The 20,938-nt window shown below is 40.2% G+C and carries 15 protein-coding genes; 7 read left to right on the forward strand and 8 right to left on the reverse strand.

Annotated features, from left to right (window positions below):
* The first annotated feature begins 55 nt into the window (after positions 1–55).
* Complete coding sequence (locus tag NXV01_RS08360) at positions 56–1,156, forward strand: Mrp/NBP35 family ATP-binding protein (protein WP_259022151.1); 1,101 nt, start codon at positions 56–58, stop codon at positions 1,154–1,156.
* Between the two features lie 179 nt (positions 1,157–1,335).
* Here the strand turns inward: NXV01_RS08360 and NXV01_RS08365 are convergent, their stop codons facing one another.
* The 3 genes from NXV01_RS08365 to NXV01_RS08375 form a co-directional block, all read right to left on the reverse strand.
* Positions 1,336–3,249: a TlpA disulfide reductase family protein gene (locus NXV01_RS08365; RefSeq protein WP_259022152.1), complete on the reverse strand. Its 1,914-nt coding sequence runs from the start codon at positions 3,247–3,249 to the stop codon at positions 1,336–1,338.
* 191 nt (positions 3,250–3,440) lie between these two features.
* The gene (locus NXV01_RS08370) at positions 3,441–5,258 is read right to left on the reverse strand and encodes a M56 family metallopeptidase (protein ID WP_259022153.1); all 1,818 of its coding nucleotides are present in this window, start codon (positions 5,256–5,258) and stop codon (positions 3,441–3,443) included.
* Between the two features lie 18 nt (positions 5,259–5,276).
* Positions 5,277–5,642 (reverse strand): BlaI/MecI/CopY family transcriptional regulator, encoded by a 366-nt coding sequence (locus tag NXV01_RS08375; RefSeq protein WP_004305524.1) that lies wholly within the window; start codon positions 5,640–5,642, stop codon positions 5,277–5,279.
* 397 nt (positions 5,643–6,039) lie between these two features.
* Here NXV01_RS08375 and NXV01_RS08380 point away from each other — a divergent pair, with 397 nt between their 5' ends.
* Entirely contained in the window at positions 6,040–6,633 is a 594-nt protein-coding gene (locus NXV01_RS08380) for a porin family protein (protein WP_195648628.1), read from the forward strand.
* A gap of 151 nt (positions 6,634–6,784) precedes the next feature.
* Here NXV01_RS08380 and NXV01_RS08385 read toward each other — a convergent pair whose 3' ends face one another.
* The 5 genes from NXV01_RS08385 to mdh all read right to left on the reverse strand — a co-directional run bounded on the left by NXV01_RS08385 (position 6,785) and on the right by mdh (position 12,991).
* Positions 6,785–8,044, reverse strand: a complete 1,260-nt coding sequence (locus NXV01_RS08385; protein WP_195648627.1) for an ABC transporter permease — start codon at positions 8,042–8,044, stop codon at positions 6,785–6,787.
* Entirely contained in the window at positions 8,045–9,226 is a 1,182-nt protein-coding gene (locus NXV01_RS08390) for an ABC transporter permease (protein WP_004297230.1), read from the reverse strand.
* A 6-nt stretch (positions 9,227–9,232) separates the two neighbouring features.
* Positions 9,233–10,225: an HlyD family secretion protein gene (locus tag NXV01_RS08395; protein ID WP_148366541.1), complete on the reverse strand. Its 993-nt coding sequence runs from the start codon at positions 10,223–10,225 to the stop codon at positions 9,233–9,235.
* A 100-nt stretch (positions 10,226–10,325) separates the two neighbouring features.
* Positions 10,326–11,777 carry a TolC family protein gene (locus NXV01_RS08400; protein ID WP_195648626.1) on the reverse strand — a complete coding sequence of 484 codons (1,452 nt, stop codon included), beginning with the start codon at positions 11,775–11,777 and terminating at the stop codon, positions 10,326–10,328.
* 272 nt (positions 11,778–12,049) lie between these two features.
* Entirely contained in the window at positions 12,050–12,991 is a 942-nt protein-coding gene (gene mdh / locus NXV01_RS08405; protein ID WP_259022154.1) for a malate dehydrogenase, read from the reverse strand.
* Positions 12,992–13,626: 635 nt separating this feature from the next.
* Between mdh and NXV01_RS08410 the strand changes: the two genes are divergently transcribed.
* The 5 genes from NXV01_RS08410 (at position 13,627) to NXV01_RS08430 (ending at position 20,921) form a co-directional block, all read left to right on the forward strand.
* Positions 13,627–14,217 carry an RNA polymerase sigma factor gene (locus tag NXV01_RS08410; protein ID WP_259022155.1) on the forward strand — a complete coding sequence of 197 codons (591 nt, stop codon included), beginning with the start codon at positions 13,627–13,629 and terminating at the stop codon, positions 14,215–14,217.
* A gap of 144 nt (positions 14,218–14,361) precedes the next feature.
* A complete protein-coding gene (locus NXV01_RS08415; protein ID WP_259022157.1) occupies positions 14,362–15,504 on the forward strand; it encodes a FecR family protein in 1,143 nt (380 codons plus the stop codon).
* Between the two features lie 265 nt (positions 15,505–15,769).
* The gene (locus NXV01_RS08420) at positions 15,770–18,151 is read left to right on the forward strand and encodes a SusC/RagA family TonB-linked outer membrane protein (protein WP_259022163.1); all 2,382 of its coding nucleotides are present in this window, start codon (positions 15,770–15,772) and stop codon (positions 18,149–18,151) included.
* Positions 18,078–19,064: a hypothetical protein gene (locus NXV01_RS08425; protein WP_259022164.1), complete on the forward strand. Its 987-nt coding sequence runs from the start codon at positions 18,078–18,080 to the stop codon at positions 19,062–19,064. The genes NXV01_RS08420 and NXV01_RS08425 overlap by 74 nt, the downstream gene beginning before the upstream one ends.
* A gap of 6 nt (positions 19,065–19,070) precedes the next feature.
* Complete coding sequence (locus NXV01_RS08430) at positions 19,071–20,921, forward strand: RagB/SusD family nutrient uptake outer membrane protein (RefSeq protein ID WP_259022167.1); 1,851 nt, start codon at positions 19,071–19,073, stop codon at positions 20,919–20,921.
* Positions 20,922–20,938 lie beyond the last annotated feature (17 nt).

A 20,938-nucleotide genomic window follows, 5' to 3' on the forward strand; every position in this document is an offset into this window, starting at 1 on the left:
CAGCAGTAAATAGTAATTAAATCGTATAATTGTAAATCGTCAAATAGTAAATAAAATGACTCTCTATCCTAAATTGATATTGGATGCATTGGCAACGGTGCGTTATCCTGGTACGGGAAAGAATTTGGTGGAAGCGGAGATGGTTGCCGATAATCTTCGTATTGATGGTATGACTGTCAGCTTTTCATTGATTTTTGAGAAACCGACTGATCCGTTTATGAAATCAATGTTGAAAGCTGCGGAAACAGCTATTCATACGTATGTCTCTCCTGATGTGCAGGTAACAATCACAACAGAGAGTAAGCAAGCCGCTCGTCCGGAAGTTGGCAAGCTCCTTCCGCAAGTGAAGAATATAGTCGGTATATCTTCCGGTAAAGGTGGCGTGGGTAAGTCTACGGTGTCTGCGAACCTGGCAGTTGCTCTGGCTAAATTAGGCTATAAGGTTGGTTTGCTCGATGCAGATATTTTCGGTCCTTCCATGCCTAAGATGTTTCAGGTGGAGGATGCACGCCCCTATGCTGAACGTATAGATGGTCGTGACATGATTATTCCGGTAGAGAAATATGGAGTGAAATTATTGTCTATCGGTTTCTTTGTCGATCCGGATCAGGCAACTTTGTGGCGTGGTGGAATGGCAAGTAATGCATTGAAACAGTTGATAGCTGATGCAGCCTGGGGAGATTTGGATTATTTCCTGATAGACCTTCCTCCCGGAACCAGTGACATTCATTTGACGGTTGTTCAAACATTAGCCATGACAGGAGCGATTGTTGTCAGCACTCCGCAAGCGGTTGCTTTGGCAGATGCTCGTAAGGGAATCAATATGTTCACCAATGATAAGGTAAATGTACCTATTCTCGGTTTGGTTGAGAATATGGCTTGGTTTACTCCCGCTGAACTTCCCGAGAATAAATACTATATCTTTGGTAAAGAAGGTGCCAAGAAACTGGCTGAAGAAATGAATGTTCCTTTGTTGGGACAGATTCCTATCGTGCAAAGCATCTGTGAAGGAGGAGATAATGGTACTCCTGTTGCGTTGGATGAAGACTCCATGACCGGACGTGCTTTCTTATCCCTGGCTGCCAGTGTCGTTCGTCAGGTAGATCGCCGGAATGTAGAGATGGCTCCAACTCAAATTGTAGAAATGCATAAATAAAGATGGTGGGGAGTTTGGAGGACTTTTGGCCTCCCACTCGTAGGATATAAAAAGGAGCTGTCTAACGAGTCCTGAATATTGAAAATCACCCACGCTATAACTATCTGTAGCGTGGGTGAAATTGTAAATGAGGGACTTGTTAGACAGCCCTTTTTCTTTATTGATTTATTAGGTTTGAATTACTTATTCATAGCCTTCATTAACTGTTCTTTCATCGTGTCTACTCCCGGAAAACCTGTTTGCTTAAAGGTGATATTACCCTCCGGATCAACAACAAAGTAGGTAGGAACTCCCTGTATGTTGAAATTGGACATCAGAAAACTCCATTGCTCATTTGTCACACGGAAATGTTCACCATGAATATCGGTAATCATATTTTCCCAAGTACCTTTGGGAGAAGTCTCGCCTGTGATGTAAAGGTAGATAATATCCATATCTTTTAATTCCTCTTTCATGGGAAGAATAGCTTTATTAGCCGTGCGGCAAGGACCACACCATGTTGCCCAGAAATCAACTAACAACGTGTGTCCCCGGAATTTAGAGATAATGGAGGGAAATAAATCCTCATTGGAGACTTGTCCGGCTTCGTTCACTGTGAATCCTGTCTTTCTTTTGTTCAATTCAATTTTCTTTATGATTTCTTTGTTCGTTTGGTTAAGCATCTCGGCATAAACCGGAGAAGAAAAAGTTTTTAATTCGGCATGCTGTTCTGTTGTTAACGGGGTGAAATTTTTGATGGATTGATACAGCTTATTAAATTTAATATTATCAAATAAGGGTCCCTGTCCTGTTCCTAGTGTCTCCTCAAGTACCTTTTGAGAATCTGGCAGGAAGCTTATCAAATAAATCGTCGATGCGTAATATTTGCCGTATAGAGCTTTAAGAGTGTTGATAGAACTGAATTCCTTTAATATGTCATAGTATCCTTTAGGAGTATCGATGCGAGTATTATAAAAATAATCGTCTGTCTGTTCCCTATTCAGTTTATTGACAGCAATATGTGCTGATTTTAGTTCTCTCTCCGTCATAGCGATTTTGCCAGTCGCATCCAGATCTACCAGGATATTTAATAGCTCTTTGCACGCATTACTGTATTGTGATTGCGCGATTTCTTTTCGAATAGATGGAAGGCGTTCAAGTACATAAGCTTTATATTCATCTGCACTTTTCCCGACAATGTCGTTGTACATATCCATGTAATAAACGCTTTTTAATATAATGTTTATATCTACTGAAGCTAATTCTTGTTGTAGGCTAGCCAGATAACCATTGAAGTATACAGGCTCTCCATACGTTTTATCTTTTCTTTGCAGATGTGCTTGTCTGCGGCAAAGTTCTTTCGTATTTATAATGAGTGATGTCTCTTCATTGGGAGCTATCAGACATTCAATCCAACCAAAAGGAAATTCCAATGCTACGCTTGTAACAGATACTACTTTTAATTCCGCCAGGAAAGTGCCGTCTTCCTTGATTTTTATGATATTCTGTTCGTTGTGGATATTCAGTGCAGGACTTTCTATGTGCATCTTCACTTGCTTTATCATCTCTTTTTGATAGTCCAGTATTTTTCCTTTAAGAGTAGCAGTTCCGTAGGCCAACTTAGGAGTCGGCAATATCGCTTTCTTATTTATTTTGTGTACGACTGCTTCTTTGGGAAGTTTCTGTTTATAGAATGCATCCTTATCCAGTTGTATGCCCCATATCTTATATGCTCCGTCAAAATCCCCTTCCGAGAAATCCAGACTGGTCACATTTTCGGGTATGGGAGGAAATAACAATTGGAATTCCGCTTCTCCTGATTCCGGCATCCAGAACTCCTTGTCTAATGTGATTCCAATTCCTCTTCGAATGGGATAGAGCATTCCATTGTTGTCTTTCAGGAAACTGCCCGTTGCTATTTTTATCCAATATTTAGGATGATAGAAAGCCTTTATATACACTGTTGTCACTGTATCACTCATGACAATTTTATCGACCTCGATACTGTTGGAGCTCCATGCTAGAAAAGGAGGACGCTCGATCACTCTGTCTTTGGCTTGTATGATGCAGGTCATGCAGCATATCAAACCAATAATCCATACGAATCTTTTCATGTGAATAATGTTTTGTTACATGAGCAAATATAAGGATCTTTTTATAACTATCCTTGTAAACAGCTGAAAAAGAAATGTTTTTTTGAGCACCGGGGAAGGATACGTTCGGCACTGGGGGAGGAGGGTGCTCCCCACCGATGAACGCCCCTTTCCTTACCGATGAGGAAAGGGAGCGGCACCGGGGAAAGAATTTACTGTAATCTGAATACGATAGGAATGGTATACTTGACAGAAACAGGCTGTCCTTTTTGCATTCCTGGTTCCCATTTAGGCATATTACCTACTACGCGTACAGCCTCTGCATCCAGTGACGGAGATACACTGCGTAAGACTTTGATATTCGACAAACTTCCGTCTTTACCAATAACCATCTGTATGATGACTCTGCCTTGCTCTTTACTTTTTTGAGCGATGACGGGATATTTGATACTTCTAGCCAGATATTGGAACAGGCCGGCTTGTCCTCCCGGAAATTTGGGCATTGCTTCTACCACGGTGAATACTTCATCCTCATTTTCTCCTTTTACACTGCCTCCCTCTGGAGTTGGATCATCTTTTGCAGCATAGCCCACCACCACTACTTCATCCATGTCGGACTGCTTTACCTCTTCCGCTTTGGGAAGCTCCGGACCAGTAAGTCTGAAAGCAACAGGAACTGTAAATTTCACGTTCACCGCTTCTCCCCTTTGTTTACCGGGTTTCCATTTAGGCATGGCGGCAATTACACGCATGGCTTCTTTGTCGAGATACGGATTGACACTTCGTTCCACTTTCGTATCGGCTATAGTTCCGTCCTTTTTAACAGTAAAGCTTACAATCACGCGTCCTTGTGCGCCGATTGCATGTGCTTCAGCCGGATATTTGACATTCTTCGACAAGTAATCCATCAGTGCCTGTGCTCCTCCCGGAAAATCTGGCATTTCTTCTACAACTTGGAAGACAACGGAATCTGGTACACTTTTGATTTGAGTTTCCGTCATTTCCTTTCCTTGCTTATCCAGTGGAAGTGTAGTTCCTTGAATTTCTTCTATAGGAAGTTCCGGAATATCCGTGGTTTCAGCTTGTATGGCAGCTTTTTCTGTTGCTTGCCCCATCATTTCTTTGGCAAATTTTTCAGTAGTACGTGCCACCATTTCGATGTTACTGACAATCATTAAGATAGCAGCCAAGGGAAGAAACATCAGATATTTTGTTCTTCCTATTTCTTTCGTTCTTCGTTTATTCATCATTTTAATACGATTTTTGAGTGGTAAAACATTGAAACTATTTGATAAATTTGCTGCAGCCTTGTGATGTGCCAGTCCCAATAAATGGTACTGGTATGATTTACTATCATGCCCCGTCTCCAATACATGGTGATCTGCCAGGTATTCGAGGTTTCCTCTGACTTCCCGTTTCATCAGCCAGATAAATGGATTGAACCAGCAAAAGATACACATTATCTCGCTGATAAGTACGTCTACCGAATGGTATTGACGGACGTGTGTCTCTTCATGAGTAATGATTTCACTGATTTCAGATTCCGTATGTGATTGTGGGTGTATGAATATCCAGTGGAAGAAAGAAAAAGGGCCGGTTTCCTTCTTTAATAGATGTACGCGTACTCCTTGTATCTTGCTTTTTGAGCATTGGAAGTGTAACCGGATGATGCTACCCAGTTGTACAAAGAAGCGTGTAGCTAGTGATAACATTCCGCTCCAATAGATAATTTTTGCGAACTGTATGATAACCTCTTGCCAGTTCATTGCAGGCTCTTGTAAAGGAGTAACTGCTTGCTCCGGAAGTATGATGGTTGCATAAAGATCTGCCATTGCCACCATTGGTTCGTGAGCTTTTATCCATCCCTGAATATTCAGCAAAGGATAAAGCAAGGAGATGGCGAAGAAACATAGCAAAGCCATCCTGCGCCAATGGAAGAAGGTGTCTTTATGAAAAAACAACCGATAGAATGCGTAGAACAGAGCTATCGCTACATTTATCTTTAGAAAATAAGCCAGTTCCGGAGTCATGGTGATGAATGTTTTCTATTAATTTTCTTTTCCTTTTTCAATGAGTTCGATAATATCTTTGAGATCATCGGTCGAAATTTTCTGGTCTTTGGCAAAGAAAGAAACCATCTCTTTGTAAGAGTTCTCAAAGTAGTTACGAACTACACCACTCATAAAATGGCGTTTATATTCATTTTCGCGAATGGCAGGAGTATATTGGTAGGTATTACCCACACGTTTCGGTGTGACATATCCTTTTCGCTCGAGGTTCTTCACGATAGATGCTACTGTGGTATAAGGAGGTGCCGGTTGCGTATACTTTGCAACAATGTCTTTTACGAAACAGCATTGTAACTCCCAAATGTAGATCATTACTTCTTCTTCTTGTATAGTTAACTTTTCCATGGAGATGTTGTTTAATTACGAATACTTCGCAAATCTACGAATATTTCGTAAACAGCCAGTAGATAGTTGGTTAATAATTGTGAATGTGTAAATTTTGCAAGAATATTTTGATTGCATTGTTGCCTGGAAATTAGTTAAGCATAAAAAAAGACCGGATAAACATTATTTTTTTCTATATAGTCACTCTTTAATAACCTTTATGCAAAAAATAGACTATCAAGGATTTTTTATATAAAATAAATGAAATATATTTGCGGCTACGAAACATACGTTAAATATGGAAGGGTGCGTTTCAATACTTTAATCAGTTACGAATAATTCCCCGCACCTCAAACAGGACTATTAACTAATAATGCCAACCAAAGGGAAGAGGGAGGCAAACTAAAAAATGAATGATATGAAAAAAGGTTTGATTTTTGTGCTATTTGCACTTGTTTCTATCGTTTCTTATTCTCAAATTTCTTGGAATGCCAAAGTGGGTATGAACATGAGTAACTACACTGGGGATATGGATACTGACATGAAGATTGGATTTAATGTAGGTGTTGGTATGGAATATCAGTTCTCTGATATGTGGTCTATCCAACCTTCTTTGATGCTTACTCAAAAAGGTGCAAAAATAAAAGAAGATGGTGAGACTATGAAGTTTAATCCTATGTATCTTGAGATTCCTGTCTTGGCAGCTGCAAGATTTGCTGTTGCTGACAATCAGAACATCGTTGTGAAAGCTGGTCCTTATTTTGCATTTGGTGTTGCCGGAAAGGTAAAAGTTGGTGATGACAAAGCTGATTTCTTTGGTGATGGTGATGATCAATTTGGTGGAAAAAGATTTGATTGTGGTATTGGTGTAGGTGTTGCTTATGAAATCGGTAAATTCTTTGTAGGTCTGGATGGTGAATTCGGCTTTACTAATGTAGTTGATTTCAAATCAGACGGGGTAAGTAATCCTAAGAACATGAACTTCTCTATTGGTGTAGGTTACAAGTTCTAAACTTATTATACTCTCTTTATAATATCTCTAAAATCCCTCGTTCTATACTCTCTTGGAACGGGGGATTTTTCTGTCTTTATATAAAAAGAAAAACGGCATATCTCCATTGAAAGGATACACCGTTAATTCTCTCTCTTGCAATTCTTACTCATTAATCACTTATCTGCTTGGATAAGTTTGCTTTCTCTTTTAATTCTTTGTATCTCTCTATTGCATGTTTGCGACTCATTAGTATTTGCCAGCGGTATACCCAACAGGTGGTCAGGAAATAAATACCAGCTTGTAGCCATAAAGCTTTATATTCAAAAGCTACTTCACTAAGAGTGGCTCCCATATTGTTGATTTTTACAAAGCCGTTAATTCCAAACGTTGAGGGGAAGATGTAGGATACATACTTCCAAAACGGAGGAATAGCTGCCCCCGGCCAGGAAATACCGGAAATAAATAACAAGGGGACTGATGTGAATACAAAAATCAGCATACACGTTTCCCGGTTGCGAATGGCAATGGAAGCTGTCATCGCAAAGAAAATACAAGCCGCAAGATAGGGGACAACGAATAATATTAATGAACCGGGTTGTCCTATTTGGTTGAGGCTAAACAATCTTGGAACTACATAAAGTACGTAGAAAGCTACCAATATATAAACCAGAAAATAACTCAATCCTTTTCCTAATACAATTCGTAACGTTCCGTTGTAATGACGGTTGATAGGTACAAGATCCCTAAATCTGTTGTTCTCACGAGCAGTTCCTGCGGCGAGACCGATGCCGAGCAATAATGTCTGTTGGATAATCAATACCAATACAGCAGGAATCAGAAAAGCGGCGAATCCGGCAGTAGGGTTGAAGATGGAAATCTCTTCATATTCTATCGGATAAGCGGTGATTTCATCCTGACGATCGGTCGTGTTTCCGCTACGTGCAATTTTGATGTCCTTGTTCATATCCAGAGAAACGGCAGTGTTGGCAAGAAGCATCGATTTATAGTATAACAATCCGCTCATATCGCAATAGATGCTGACCTGTGTCTGCTTTCCTTTTGCGATATTGTCGCTGAAATCCGAAGGGATATAAATGATACCATACGCACGCCGGTTCTTCAGCATTTGTTTGGCCTCTTCCATATCGGCACAGTAAGAGACGATTTGAATATCGGGTGTGGCATCTACCTTGCGTAGATATTCACGGCTAAGAGATGAATGCGAATCGTCTACAACAACAGCAGGAACTTCACGCACTACTTCGTTGTCATAAATGAAACTATACAACAACGGATAACCTAGTGGGACGAGTATGAAAAATATCAGTACCCCCTGGTCGCGGAAAGTTGTCTGAAACTCCCGCTTCCAGATATAAAACAGGTCATTGATGCCTTGGGCTATCTTGTCTTTTAATTTTATATCTTTCATTTAGGGTATATATTTATAGTAAACCAATGCTTCCTTCAGGCGATGAACCACAAAGAAAGGGAGCATCATAAATATTAATAGTGCCATATAGTTGGTCCATGAGTAAGCCATGCTATATCCGTTGAGCGCTTGATCGACGTAAATAAGGAAATAATGCCGCAACGGGAATAGGTTACTCAAAGCCTGTAGAACAGGGTGCATAGCCATGACCGGGAATGAAAATCCGGAAATGGAGAATGATATGACTCCCCACAGGGAGGCGAAACTTAATCCGAGTCGTAGAGTCGGCAGAGTTCCTATCATGACAATGCCACAACATTGAGATGCCAATACGAGACACAGTGTGGCGAATATCATCGGGAATATGCCGCTATTGCAAGGAAAATGCAGGAATCCATACAGGTATACATTATAAAATATACCCATAATGAAAAAGACTATTGTATGGGGAAGCAGTTTCCCAGCCAATGCAATGTAAATGGAGTTGTTGCTCATCCGTAGCCATTCGCGGGCAGTACGATCCTTGATTTCCACACCGATTGAATAAACGGTAACCATAAATATTAATAGCATGAGTACCCCCGGTATCAGTGTATTGCATAAGTATACCGAATAGTTCAGCCACGGATTATTTAGTGGGTGTGTATCAATTACGATCGGTTGCAGATAAGCCATAGCCTGATCCTCTGTCGCACCTTTGGCATACAGCATCGTCCGGGCCGCAGCTCCGGAGGTGAGTTCTCCCATCATTTTCATGTCCCTGAACAATAGAGAGCCTGCAATCAGGTATGAGTAATTGGTGTAGAAAGAGATCGTTGGCTGCCGTTGACTTTGTGCCTCTGCCGATAAACCCTTGGGGAGATAGAAGAATCCGTAGATTTTTCCCTCCTGCATGGCAATACGTGCATCTGTTACATTGCTGTAATGAGCTACAACCCCTGTCTGCGAAAAAGCATCCAGGTTGCGGACAATATTACGGGAAGTAGACGAATCATCCATGTCCACCACTCCCGCAGGCAAATCCTTGGGAAGCCCCGAATCCATTAAAGTGGTGAAGAATATATAGCAAAACAGCGGGGCGATGACCATACAGAAGAGATAGAGCGGACGTGATACCAACCGCCGGCACTCTCTTTGCATGACCTGCCACAAAGCTATATATTTCTTTTCTCTCTCTTTCATGGTCATTTACTTGTCAATGATAACAGACATACCCGGACGGAGATTTTCCACCTTTTCTACCGGAGAAGCTTTCACCTCGAATGTTTTCAGATCGAACTGTCCGGTGGTTTTGGTTGCTTTCCAAGCAGCATAAGTGCCTAAATCTTTCAGATAGTATACTTTGAGTTGGATCTTTTTATTATCCAAAGCAGGAATGACAGCCTCGAACTCCGAACCCATCGTCAGGTTCTTCAGCAGATCTTCGCGTACATTGAATGTTACCCACATATCGTTGAGTTCTGCGATATTCATGATAGGAGCACCGGTACCAACCAATTCGCCTACCTTCGGGAATATTTCAGAAACTTCCCCGGCAGCCGGAGCGATGAGATAAGTTTCCTTAATATACGATTCAACTTCGGCAACAGCTCCTTTCGCCCGGTTTACCAAAGCTTCCGCAGCCATCTTATCTTCACGTTCGGCTCCATTCTTCGCCATGGTATATTGTGCTTTGGCAGCTTTCTCTGTTGCAATACTTGCATCCCGTTGCGCAGTCACTTCATCCAGCTTCTGTGCAGGCATCACTCCCTGTTCATAGAGATTCTTGATGCGTTGGTATGATTTCTCGGCAATGGTAACGCCTGCTTGGGCTTTTTGCCACATTTCATAAGCTGCCTGGATTTGTTCCTCCCGTGCGCCTTTGATTGCTTTTTCATTTTGTGCCTGTGCAGCTGCTTCAGCAGCACGTGCCTGTTCCATTTTTGCTACCACGTCAGGAGCTTCCAAAATGGCTAGTGTATCCCCGGCATTGACACTTTGCCCTTCTTTCACGCGAAATTCCAGTATACGTCCCGGAACTTTACTTGAAACGCGATATTCGGTAACTTCAGCCTGTCCCTGTATAATTTCAGGACCTTTGCGGAGCATGAAGAAGCCAACGACTGCAACGATTGCAATAACTCCCAACAGAGTAAGGAATGCAAGCAGCATATTGCTGTTTTGTGATTTTATAGGTGCCATATTAATATGAATTTAAATGATAGTTGATAAATGATAAGTGATAGGTGATAAATGATAGTTGATAGATGATAACTGATAACTATCATTTATCAACTATCAACTATTTCAGAGTTCCCAAAGATTTCTTCAGATAGATTTCCGTCAGCTTCACATCTATTTGCGCGTCAATCTTTTCTGAATGAGCAGACAACCATGCTGTTTGTGCTTCAAGAACATTGCTGGTGGCAATCACTCCTTCTTTAAAACCAAGTGTTGCATAGCGTAGATTTTCTTCCGCTTTTTCCATGTTTTTAGAAGACATTACCAATTTCTTACCGGCTTCTTTTACCTTGAATGCGGCTTGATTGACCTGTAATTCTATTTTTTCACGAGCATCCTGAAGTTGATACTGTGCAATACGAGCTTCGGCTTTTGCCGCTCTGGTTTTATAAATACCTTCTCCCCAGTGCCATATAGGTATCTGTACCATCACTCCCACATTCCACATACCTTTGAACTTGTTTTCAAAGCTATTGAAAACCGAGGGATTGGTTACCATATAATTTCCCATCAATGCGATGGATGGAAGATGTTCTGCACGGGTTACATTTACTTTCTGTTTATAAATCTGCGTTGCCAATTCGAGGCTACGTATTTCCGGACGATTCTCATAAGCGGTGGATAGATCGAAATGAGGGTCCGTTGTCAGTAATGGAATGTCTTCCATATTTTCGTCTGCCAGTGTGATGGGAGAACTAAGATCAATGCCACATAGTTGACACAACAACATTCGCGCAAGACTCAATCCGTCTTCCACTTTAGTCAGTGTCATTTCCGCTTCATTTACCTTGACGCGTACAGACAAACCGTCTGCTTTCGTAGCTACTCCTTCATTAATCATTTTCTCTACATCGCTGTCCAGCTGTTGCAAAAGCTTTAGATAACCTTCCGCCAACTTCTTTTTGTTAACCAGCGAAATAACTTGCCAGTAGGCTTGGTCCGTACTCATGATCACTTCCTGCATACCGCCGTGATGTTGTTCTTGGGCCAACTCTTCGGCATACTTTGTAATTTTGTTGTATGCACGGATCTTCCCACCCATATATAAGGGCTGTGTCAATGTAATGGCACCTGCATAGACATTTCGGGTGTCTGTGCGGAGCGCATCCACTAAAGAGTTTCCCGCTTGATCGAGAGCGGGTAGAGCTCCACTTAAAGAAGAAATAAGTGGCGCCAAGTCTGGGTATGCTGTTACAATCTCGTGTGCGGCCTGTTGGAAAGGCACAGCCAGATTCGTTCCTAATCCTGAAAGCGCAGCTTTCTGGTCATTATTTAATAATGAAAACTCTTTCTGGTTCCTCATGTAAGCTCCCGTTGCCGAGAAATTAGGCAAATAATTTGTAAATGCAGCTTTCCGTTGATAATGAGCAGCATTTATTTTTTCATTGCTTATCAACAAATCTTTGTTGTTGGCAAGAGCTAATGCGCGGCAACTATCCAGACTTAGAAAGCTCTGCGCTTTTACTGTAAAAGTGAAACTTAACAGAAATGTCAGAAAAAAAACTTTTTTCATCGCATCTTGCATATTAATAAGGTGATACTTCTATTTTAAATAACCCTGTTCTTATGTAATTTGTTTATTAAAGTAGTCAGTTTTTTTGTACTTGTTTACTTAAACAATAATTGCATAAACAACGATGCAAATGTATATGCTTTCTGTGAGAACTCAAAACGAATTAGCTTTTTTTAGAAATATAGTGGGGTTGGATTCTGTTGAAAAGAAAGAAGGCTGTTTCTCATGACGAGGAACAGCCTTTCTTGATATATAAAGTAAGGGGATTTTAATTACAGAGCACCTACTTCTTTCAAAGCAGCGTTCGTTCCGTGAACAGCTTTTGCGCTAGCTGCGAACTTAGCTTTTTCGTCTTCGTTCAGGTTCAGTTCAACGATCTTTTCGATACCGTTCTTGCCAAGGATTACAGGAACGCCGATGCAAAGATCTGATTCGCCGTATTCACCTTCCAATAATACAGAACAAGGAACCATCTTCTTTTGGTCGTGAAGGATAGATTCAACTACGAATGCTCCCGCTGCACCCGGTGCATACCATGCAGAAGTACCCAGCAATTTAGTCAGTGTAGCACCACCTACCATTGTAGCAGCGGCAACTTCTTCCAGTTTTTCGGCAGAGATGAAGTTGGATACAGGCATACCTTTGTAAGTAGCGAAACGAGTCAAAGGAATCATAGTAGTATCACCGTGACCGCCGATAACCATACCTTCTACTTCGTTAGCGTTGCAACCGATAGCTTGAGACAAGAAATATTTGAAACGAGAGCTATCCAGAGCACCACCCATACCGATAACACGGTTTTTCGGCAAGCCCAGAGCTTTCAATGCCAAATAAGTCATTGTATCCATTGGGTTAGAGATAACAACGATGATAGCGTTAGGAGAATATTTCAACAGGTTTTCTGCTACCGATTTAACGATACCAGCGTTCACACCGATCAGTTCTTCACGAGTCATACCCGGTTTACGAGGAATACCTGAAGTAATCACAACAACGTCAGAGTTAGCAGTCTGAGTATAGTCGTTCGTGCAGCCTATCAATGTAGTGTCGAAACCCAACAATTGAGCTGTCTGCATCATATCCATTGCTTTACCTTCTGAAACGCCTTCTTTAACGTCCAGCATTACTACTTCGTCTGCTACTTCATTAAAAGCAAGTACATTTGCACATGTAGCACCTACGTTACCTGCGCCTACTACGGTTACTTTTGACATAATACTATATATTTAAAAAGTTGATAATTTGTTTTATCTTTTAGCGCGACAAAATTACAACGATAATCCTGATTAAAGAAATTTTTCCGTAATAATTTTAGTTAAAGGTCTAAGTTCTCAATAATATAATAGGTATGATAAAAAGTTTGGGTGGAAGAAGCTGTTTTTTGCATGGTTATATACAGAATGTAGCTGTGTAAGAATGTACTATTATGGCAAAATATTCATTCAGTCATTTTTTTATAATTGCTTGCCTATCCGGATTTACTTCGTTAGTTACTATTACTTCGTTCCACTATAGTGTTCCGCAAGGATAACTATAGTCTCCTTTGCGGATAACTATAGTGGAACGCAAGAGTAACTATAGTGTAACGAAGTAATAATAAGCAATGAGATTAATAATATTGGGCAAAGAAAGAAATAAAGATAGTATCTTGATGGGGAATTATTGGCAATGCCTTCCAGCTGTATGCCTGATTCATTTTTGTATGGAAAAATAAGATGCCAGTTAAAGCGACAGGGAACCTGGCAATTTTTTTAAATAATGAACGAATAAAGTCCGAAAGCTTATTATCTTTGTGCCAATCTGTTAATTGAAAGTTTAATGAACTGCTGAAAATATCGAAAATATCAAAATGAAGTTCTGGGAATCAAATTATCAATCTGTTCAGGAAGGGGATGTGCAATTTATTGCACTTTACAAATTTTACTATCAAGATTTGTATGCTTATGGAGTGAGTTTGGGATTTAATGCTGAAGATGTGAAAGATGCAATTCAGGAAGTATATCTAAAATTGTATTTCAATGAGCACCTGTGTATTGATGAGGAGAAAATAAAATTTTATTTGTTGCGTTCGGTTAGGAATCAGCTGATTGATTGGGAGCGTACAAAGAAAGATACATCTTCTATAGAAGAAGAGGAAAGGAGCTTTAAATTATCCGTATCAGTTGAAGAAAGCTTTATTTCTGATGAAGAAGACTTATTACTGAAAAAAAGGGTGAATAGAATTCTTGATTTGCTGACAGATCATCAGCGGGAAATAGTCTATTTACATTTTATAGAGGAAATGCCTTATGAAGAGATTGCGGTAATGCTGGATATGAAAATTCAAACAGTGCGCGGACAAGTCTTTAAAGCGATGGAAAAACTAAGAAAATTGGATTCAAAAGATTATTTTCTGTTTTTTCTTATCTTATACCTGCATGGCATTTCTGTTTTTAAATAGTTGAAAATGAATATTGTACACAGAGGCAGGGAACGTAAATTTATAACTCCCTGCTTTTTTATTTATTTTTTTGAGGAAAAAAGGAGATGAAAAGCATACGAATCTCGTATATATAATAAAGTAGGTCTTTAATTGAAATAAATAATGAAAGAATATTCATCATATACTACAGCTGATTTTTTGAACGATGATTTATTTCTTTTCTGGTTTTATTCCGGGGAAGGAGATTATTATAGAAAAATCATTGCCGAGTGTCCCGATCGTGAGCCGTATTTAAAAGAAGCGATGGAGAGACTGGCGACGTTGAAGTGGGAAAAAAAAGTTTTACCCCAGAAAGAAGTGGATAATGCCTGTTTGAAACTAGAGCAAGCCATTCAGAATCGGAAAATGTCTCAGCGAAAACATCGATTGTATAAGATGAGATGGTGGAGTGCTTCAGTTGCGGCAGCTATTCTTATCCTGTTTGTTTCGGTAGAGGTTATTTGGAAGAGTGCTCCGGCAATTGATTATCTAACTTTATTGCAGGTGAACGACTCTGTGTTAATGAGTGGCAAAACGCAGCTTTTTGTTGACGATCAGTTGAAAAAAACTTTTGAAAGTAACCCGGATTTGAACTATGACCAAATGGTGACAGATGTTACTGAAGGAGAACTTAATAAGTTGATTGTTTCGTATGGCAAACGTGCCCGTATCACTCTTTGCGATGGTACGAAGATATGGGCGAATGCAGGAACAGTGCTTTTGTATCCAACACATTTTGAAGATAAGAAACGTGAAATATATGTAGATGGAGAAATATATATTGATGTGACTCCTAATCCGGAGAAACCTTTTATTATTAAAACATCGGATATGGGAATAAAAGTGTTGGGAACGTCTTTCAATGTTTCGGCTTATCGGGATGACGCAGAGAAAAGTATTGTGCTGGTTACAGGTAAAGTGGAGGTAGCAGCGTCTAATGGAGAAACTGTGCGTATTTTACCCAATGACCGGTTCAGGCAATCAACTGATAAATATGTTGTAGACAAAGTGAATGTGGAAGATTATGTGTCGTGGAAGGAGGGACGATTATCGTTTAAAAACACAGAACTTAGTGGAATCCTCAAACAACTGTCCAGATATTATAATGTAAGAATTGATTATGATAAACAACAACGAATCACTTGTAGCGGAAAACTGAACTTGGATGATACGATCGAACAACTATTGAATACTATCACAGAAACGGCTCCTGTGGTAATAAGTAAGGAAAATAATGCTTATAAAGTAACAATAAAGAAAGAGTAGCCTATGATTAATATGTGAAAAACCATCCTATTAGTTTATCCTTTTAAGAGAGAAAGGATACCAACCAGTTTTATTCGTAATAGAATAGCCTTAAAATATTGAAGTATAATTTTAATTTTTAACCAGATGAATGAAAAACATCAAAAAAAGAATCACACTTGCCTAAGTGTGAGAAAGCCCTTTATATGCTTTTTTTCTAGCATTGGGTGTATTTCTGCTATCCGCTTTTCCTACTGAATTGTATGCCCAGAAGAAAACAATAACTTTGGACTATAAGGAGTTGGGATTAATGGAACTTTTTAAGAAAATAGAAGAAAAAAGTGATTATGTCTTTTTCTACTATGATGTGCTGATTGATAAAGATGTGAAGGTTTCTGCTCGCTTCAAAAACATGACAGTAGAGCAAATTCTGGATAAAGTTTTTGCTAACATGGAGCTTACCTATAGTATTAATAAAAAACAGATAACCATTAAAAAGAAGATATTGCAGGAGAAAACTAAAAAAGAAGGTCAAAGTTCCATTGTAAAAGGAGTGGTGTTCGATCAGTCTCGTGAACCGTTGCCCGGAGTTAGTATTGTAGTGCAAGGTACTAATATCGGAACTGTCAGTGATCTTAGTGGAGCTTATTCCATTCATGTGCCTTCGGATGATTCACAGATTATTTTCTCCTATATAGGTTTTGCTCCTATAACTTATTCGGCGAAAGAAGTGAATAAGCTGTCAGAAGTGGTGTTGGTTGAAGATACAAAAACAATTGATGAAGTGGTTGTGGTAGGATATACGACCCGTACACGTGAGAAATTAATCAGTTCCGTTTCGACTATAAACAATCAGGAACTGGTTAAGTCTACAGTCCCCAATCTGGAGAATGCGTTGACAGGACGTGTGTCCGGAGTCTTTTCCCGGCAGACCAGTGCCGAACCGGGTTCAGATGGTGCCGATTTGAAAATTCGCGGTTTCGGTTCTGCTTTGGTGGTAGTGGATGGTATTCCGGGAAGAAATTATAGTGATATTGATCCTTCCGAAATAGAGTCTGTTTCTGTATTGAAAGATGCATCGGCTGCTGCTGTTTATGGGATGCAGGGAGCAAATGGGGTTATTCTTGTAACGACCAAGAGAGGAGGAAAAAACAAACCGACGACATTGGATATCAATACGCGCTTTGGATTGCAAATGCCGCATAACTATCCACAGCCTGCATCAACCCCGTTGTGGCAGACATTAGTTAATGAATATTATGCTAATATGAAGTTGATTAATGATAAGAATGCGGTGATTACTCCCGCTGATATGGCTACACGTGACTATGCTTATAATACAAATTGGTATGAGGAAATGATAAAGAATGCTCCCATCACCCAGTCCAATATCAATATTTCGGGAGGCACAGATAAAGTCAGTTATTTTATTTCAGCCGGCTATTTATATCAGGGAGGTATTTGGTCAACAAATTCTACTGATAAGAATCGTTTCAATTTCCGTAGTAATCTGGATGCGGATATACTGAAAAACTTGAAGTTATCTGTCGGCGTGGGAGCTGTCATTAACAGTCTGAATTATCCGAGGTCCGCTTCGTATGAGATAGCCCGCAAAATGAAAGATATGGCTCCGAATATTCCGGTAAAGTGGCCGGGACATGACGATTATTATGCATTTGGTGGGGAAGGCACGGTGAATCCGATGGCCTTGGCGGATAAAGAAGCATCCGGATATTCCAAGAAAATAGCCAAGAATCTGAATGTGGATTTTTCTTTGGAGTATAAGGTTCCCTTTGTTGAGGGACTCTCTTTGAAGGCTACGATGGGATATACGCAATCAGATTCGTGGAATAAGAACTGGAATATGAATATCGTTTATATGGGTTATCGGGAGGATGCGCAGGAATATTACGAGAGTGCTTCTGCCTCTAATGCCAATAAAGCAAGTTTGAGTTTGGAAGATGGGTTCTCCTATAATATAACCGGACAGGGGTTTATCAATTATATCCGTTCATTTGGGAATCATAATATAAATAGTGGGCTGGTTTTTGAGTTCTCGGATGCGGAAAACCGTGCTACTGTTACGTCTCGTGGAGAATTTCCTTCTACTGTGTTGGATATGATGGCGGGTGGAATTGCTAATAAGCAAGTGACAAATAGTGAAGTTTTCCGTAAATACAGAACAGCTTCTTTCATCGGCCGTTTCTCTTACGATTATCGTTCCAGGTATTTTGTTGATTTCAACTTCCGATATGATGGTGCCCAGTATTTTGCTGATAAGTGGGGTTTTTTCCCTTCTGCCTCTGTTGGATGGATGTTGACAAACGAAGAGTTTATGAATCCTTTGAAAAAAGTATTGAATGAGTTTAAAATTCGTGCCTCTTGGGGAGAATTGGGTGATTTGTCGGCTGCCAGTCAATATTATGCTAATAATGAGCAATACTATTTTCAAAGCGGATATCAATATCCGGGTACTCCGATGAATTTTGGCGACCGCACCATTTATGGATTAAATCCCACCTTGAATCCTAATCCGGATTTTACATGGGCTACCTCGTCAATGATAAATGCGGGTGTTGATTTTAAGTTGTGGAATGGCTTACTTAGCGGATCGGCAGATGTATTCTATCGTCAGCGTAAGGGACTTCCGGCACAAAAAGGCCAATGATAATGCCGGAGCATTAGCCACTTGGTATAACTTAGATCATGACAATACCCGTGGTTTTGAGTTTTCATTAAATCATCAGCACAAAATAGGAGAAGTCAACTATTTTGTCGGAGGAAATATGTCGTGGTCCAGGACCCGGAAAGGGAATATTGAGCACGGAAGATTTACAAGCGGTTATGACGAATGGAAGTGGAACACTGAAGGACATTGGAACAACATACGTTGGGGATATAACTGCATTGGACGTTATCAGTCGTATGGAGAAATAGCCAATGCACCCATGCATAATAATTCGAATAATAACAGTGCCATATTGCCGGGTGACTTAAAGTATGAAGACTGGAATGGCGATGGCTATATTGACGACTATGACCAACGTCCTATCGGAAGAAATGCCTATCCGGAGTTGGTATATGGTATTAATCTGGGACTTTCCTGGAAGGGAGTTGATTTCTCTATGTTCTGGCAGGGAGGGGCATTGTCGGACTTCCAGATAGGTGCTTTCGATATGGATGCTTTTCAGGAAGGAGCTACCAACCTGAATACTTGGGAATATTTCGGTGATCGTTGGCATCGTGCCGATTATACCGATCCGAATTCAGAATGGATACCCGGATATTTTCCTGCAGTCCGAGATTTTACATCAGTAACAATCAATCGTTTAAGTTCTAATTTTTGGATGTGGAATGGAAGTTACATTCGTCTGAAAAATGTGGAATTGGGATATACTTTGCCACAACGAATTACGCAGAAGGCTAATATCAAACAGTTGAGGATTTATGCGAATCTTTATAACTGCCTGACTTTCTCCTCACAGAAATTCTTTGATCCCGAACAACTTGAAAGTCAGTATTCGTTTGCCAGCTATCCGCAGATCATGTCATTTAATGTCGGTATAAATCTTAAATTCTAACAGGTCATGAAAGTAAAATCTATCATATATATGGTATTGGCATTGAGCTTGTGCTACGGATGTAGCGATTGGCTTACTGTCGATTCGAAAACGATTCTTAGTGAAGAGGATATTGCTAAATATCCCGAACTGGCAGAAGCACAGTTCTTATCCAATTATGCAGAATTGCGTAAATCAATCCATTGTATCGGTGACGGAGCAATGTCGTACAGGCAACATCATCTGGATGCTTTTACCGATGATGGAGCAAGCAATATTACGTACGAGAATGGGGTTATGAGAAATAACACTCCGGGTACTGTTTTTGGAGGAGTCTTTTCTCAAAGCAAAGGTGAAATATTTGAGGCGGTATGGAATTATAAGACAATCAATATTGTGAATAAGTTTATCGCCACTTATAAGAATTCGGATAATGAGGGGGTGTTGAGTACGGTTGGTGAGGCCTATTTTATTCGTGCTTATCTGTATTTTGAGATGGTGAAACGATATGGTGGTGTGCCTTTGTATTCAAGTCCGTTGGATGATGTAAGTTCTATCAACAACCGTTCAACAGAAGAAAAATCTTGGGATTATATAAAAGATAATTTGGACTCGGCTCTTGTATTGCTTCCGAAAGTGCAGCGCATTGCATCAGAAGATCGTGACCGTGCCAATCGGTATACAGCTTTGGCATTAAAGTCAAGAGCTATGCTGTATGCGGGGACTATTGCTAAGTATGGAAAAGTCTCCAATAATAGTTTTCAGGGAATTCGTAAAGAAATGGCGAAAACATATTTGTTGGAAGCCGCAAAAGCTGCAAAGGAAATTGTAGATGATGGTAAGTATGCGCTTTCTACTGAATTTGGCGATTTGTTTAATGGAAAAGATGAAAATAATAATGAGATAATTTTCCGTTTTGCTAACGTTGCCAAGACAGGAGTAGCTGTATATGAGGATTACTGGTATCAATCTTATCGTATCAAACGGTCTAGTTACTGTGCCTTTATGGTTCCTCCTTTAGACATTGTCGAACAATTTGAAACATTAGACGGCAAGATTCAGCCATTGGACTATGCCGCTTCAAAGAATAATCCCGAAGATTTTTTTGCAAACCGTGATAAACGTTTGGATGCCACTGTTATTTATCCGGGAGGAGAGTTTTTGGGTGAACGTTTCTCTATTTATCGGAAAACACTGGTGAAAAGGGCAGATGGAACTACTGAAGAATATTCTTATGAAAAATCTGAAGATTGGATGGGAGCGGGGAAGGTGCCCGGTCACGAAAAATACATGAAAAGTGGAGCAGATGGCATTTTCTTGAATCTTTCTGCCGCAGGAACTACTAACTGGGGATTTTTTCTGAAAAAAACACTGTATGGAGTGAAGAGGTTGGATGATTATCTTATACAGGAAAACGATCAGGATGCTGTTGTTATTCGGTATGGCGAGGTTATTTTGAATTTGGCTGAAGCTGCCGTTGAACTTTCAACTTATGGAGTGAATGACTATTTAGCACTTGCCCAAGTCTCTTTTGACCAATTGCGCAGCATACATGGAGGACTGCCTGCCAAAACGATGGACTTGGAGGTTGTACGGCATGAACGCCGGATAGACTTGATGTATGAAGGATTCCGCTATTGGGATTTGAAGCGTTGGCGTATTGGGGAAGAAAAGATGCACAATAAAACGTTGAAAGCTCTTTATCCCATTCTTCATATCGATGAAACTACTTCTCCTGCCTCCGTTTATTATACGTTGGAGAAAGTAGAAGCGCCGGATTTGGCTACGAGAGTGAAATGGTTTGAGGAAAGGGACTATTATTGTCCGCTTCCTTTAAGTAAAAGCCCCGGTATCGTGCAGAATGACGGTTGGAATTGATGACCCTAAAAGAAAAG

It is taken from the genome of Bacteroides sp. BFG-606, from assembly GCF_024788145.1.
GTDB classification, from domain to species: Bacteria; Bacteroidota; Bacteroidia; order Bacteroidales; family Bacteroidaceae; genus Bacteroides; species Bacteroides vicugnae.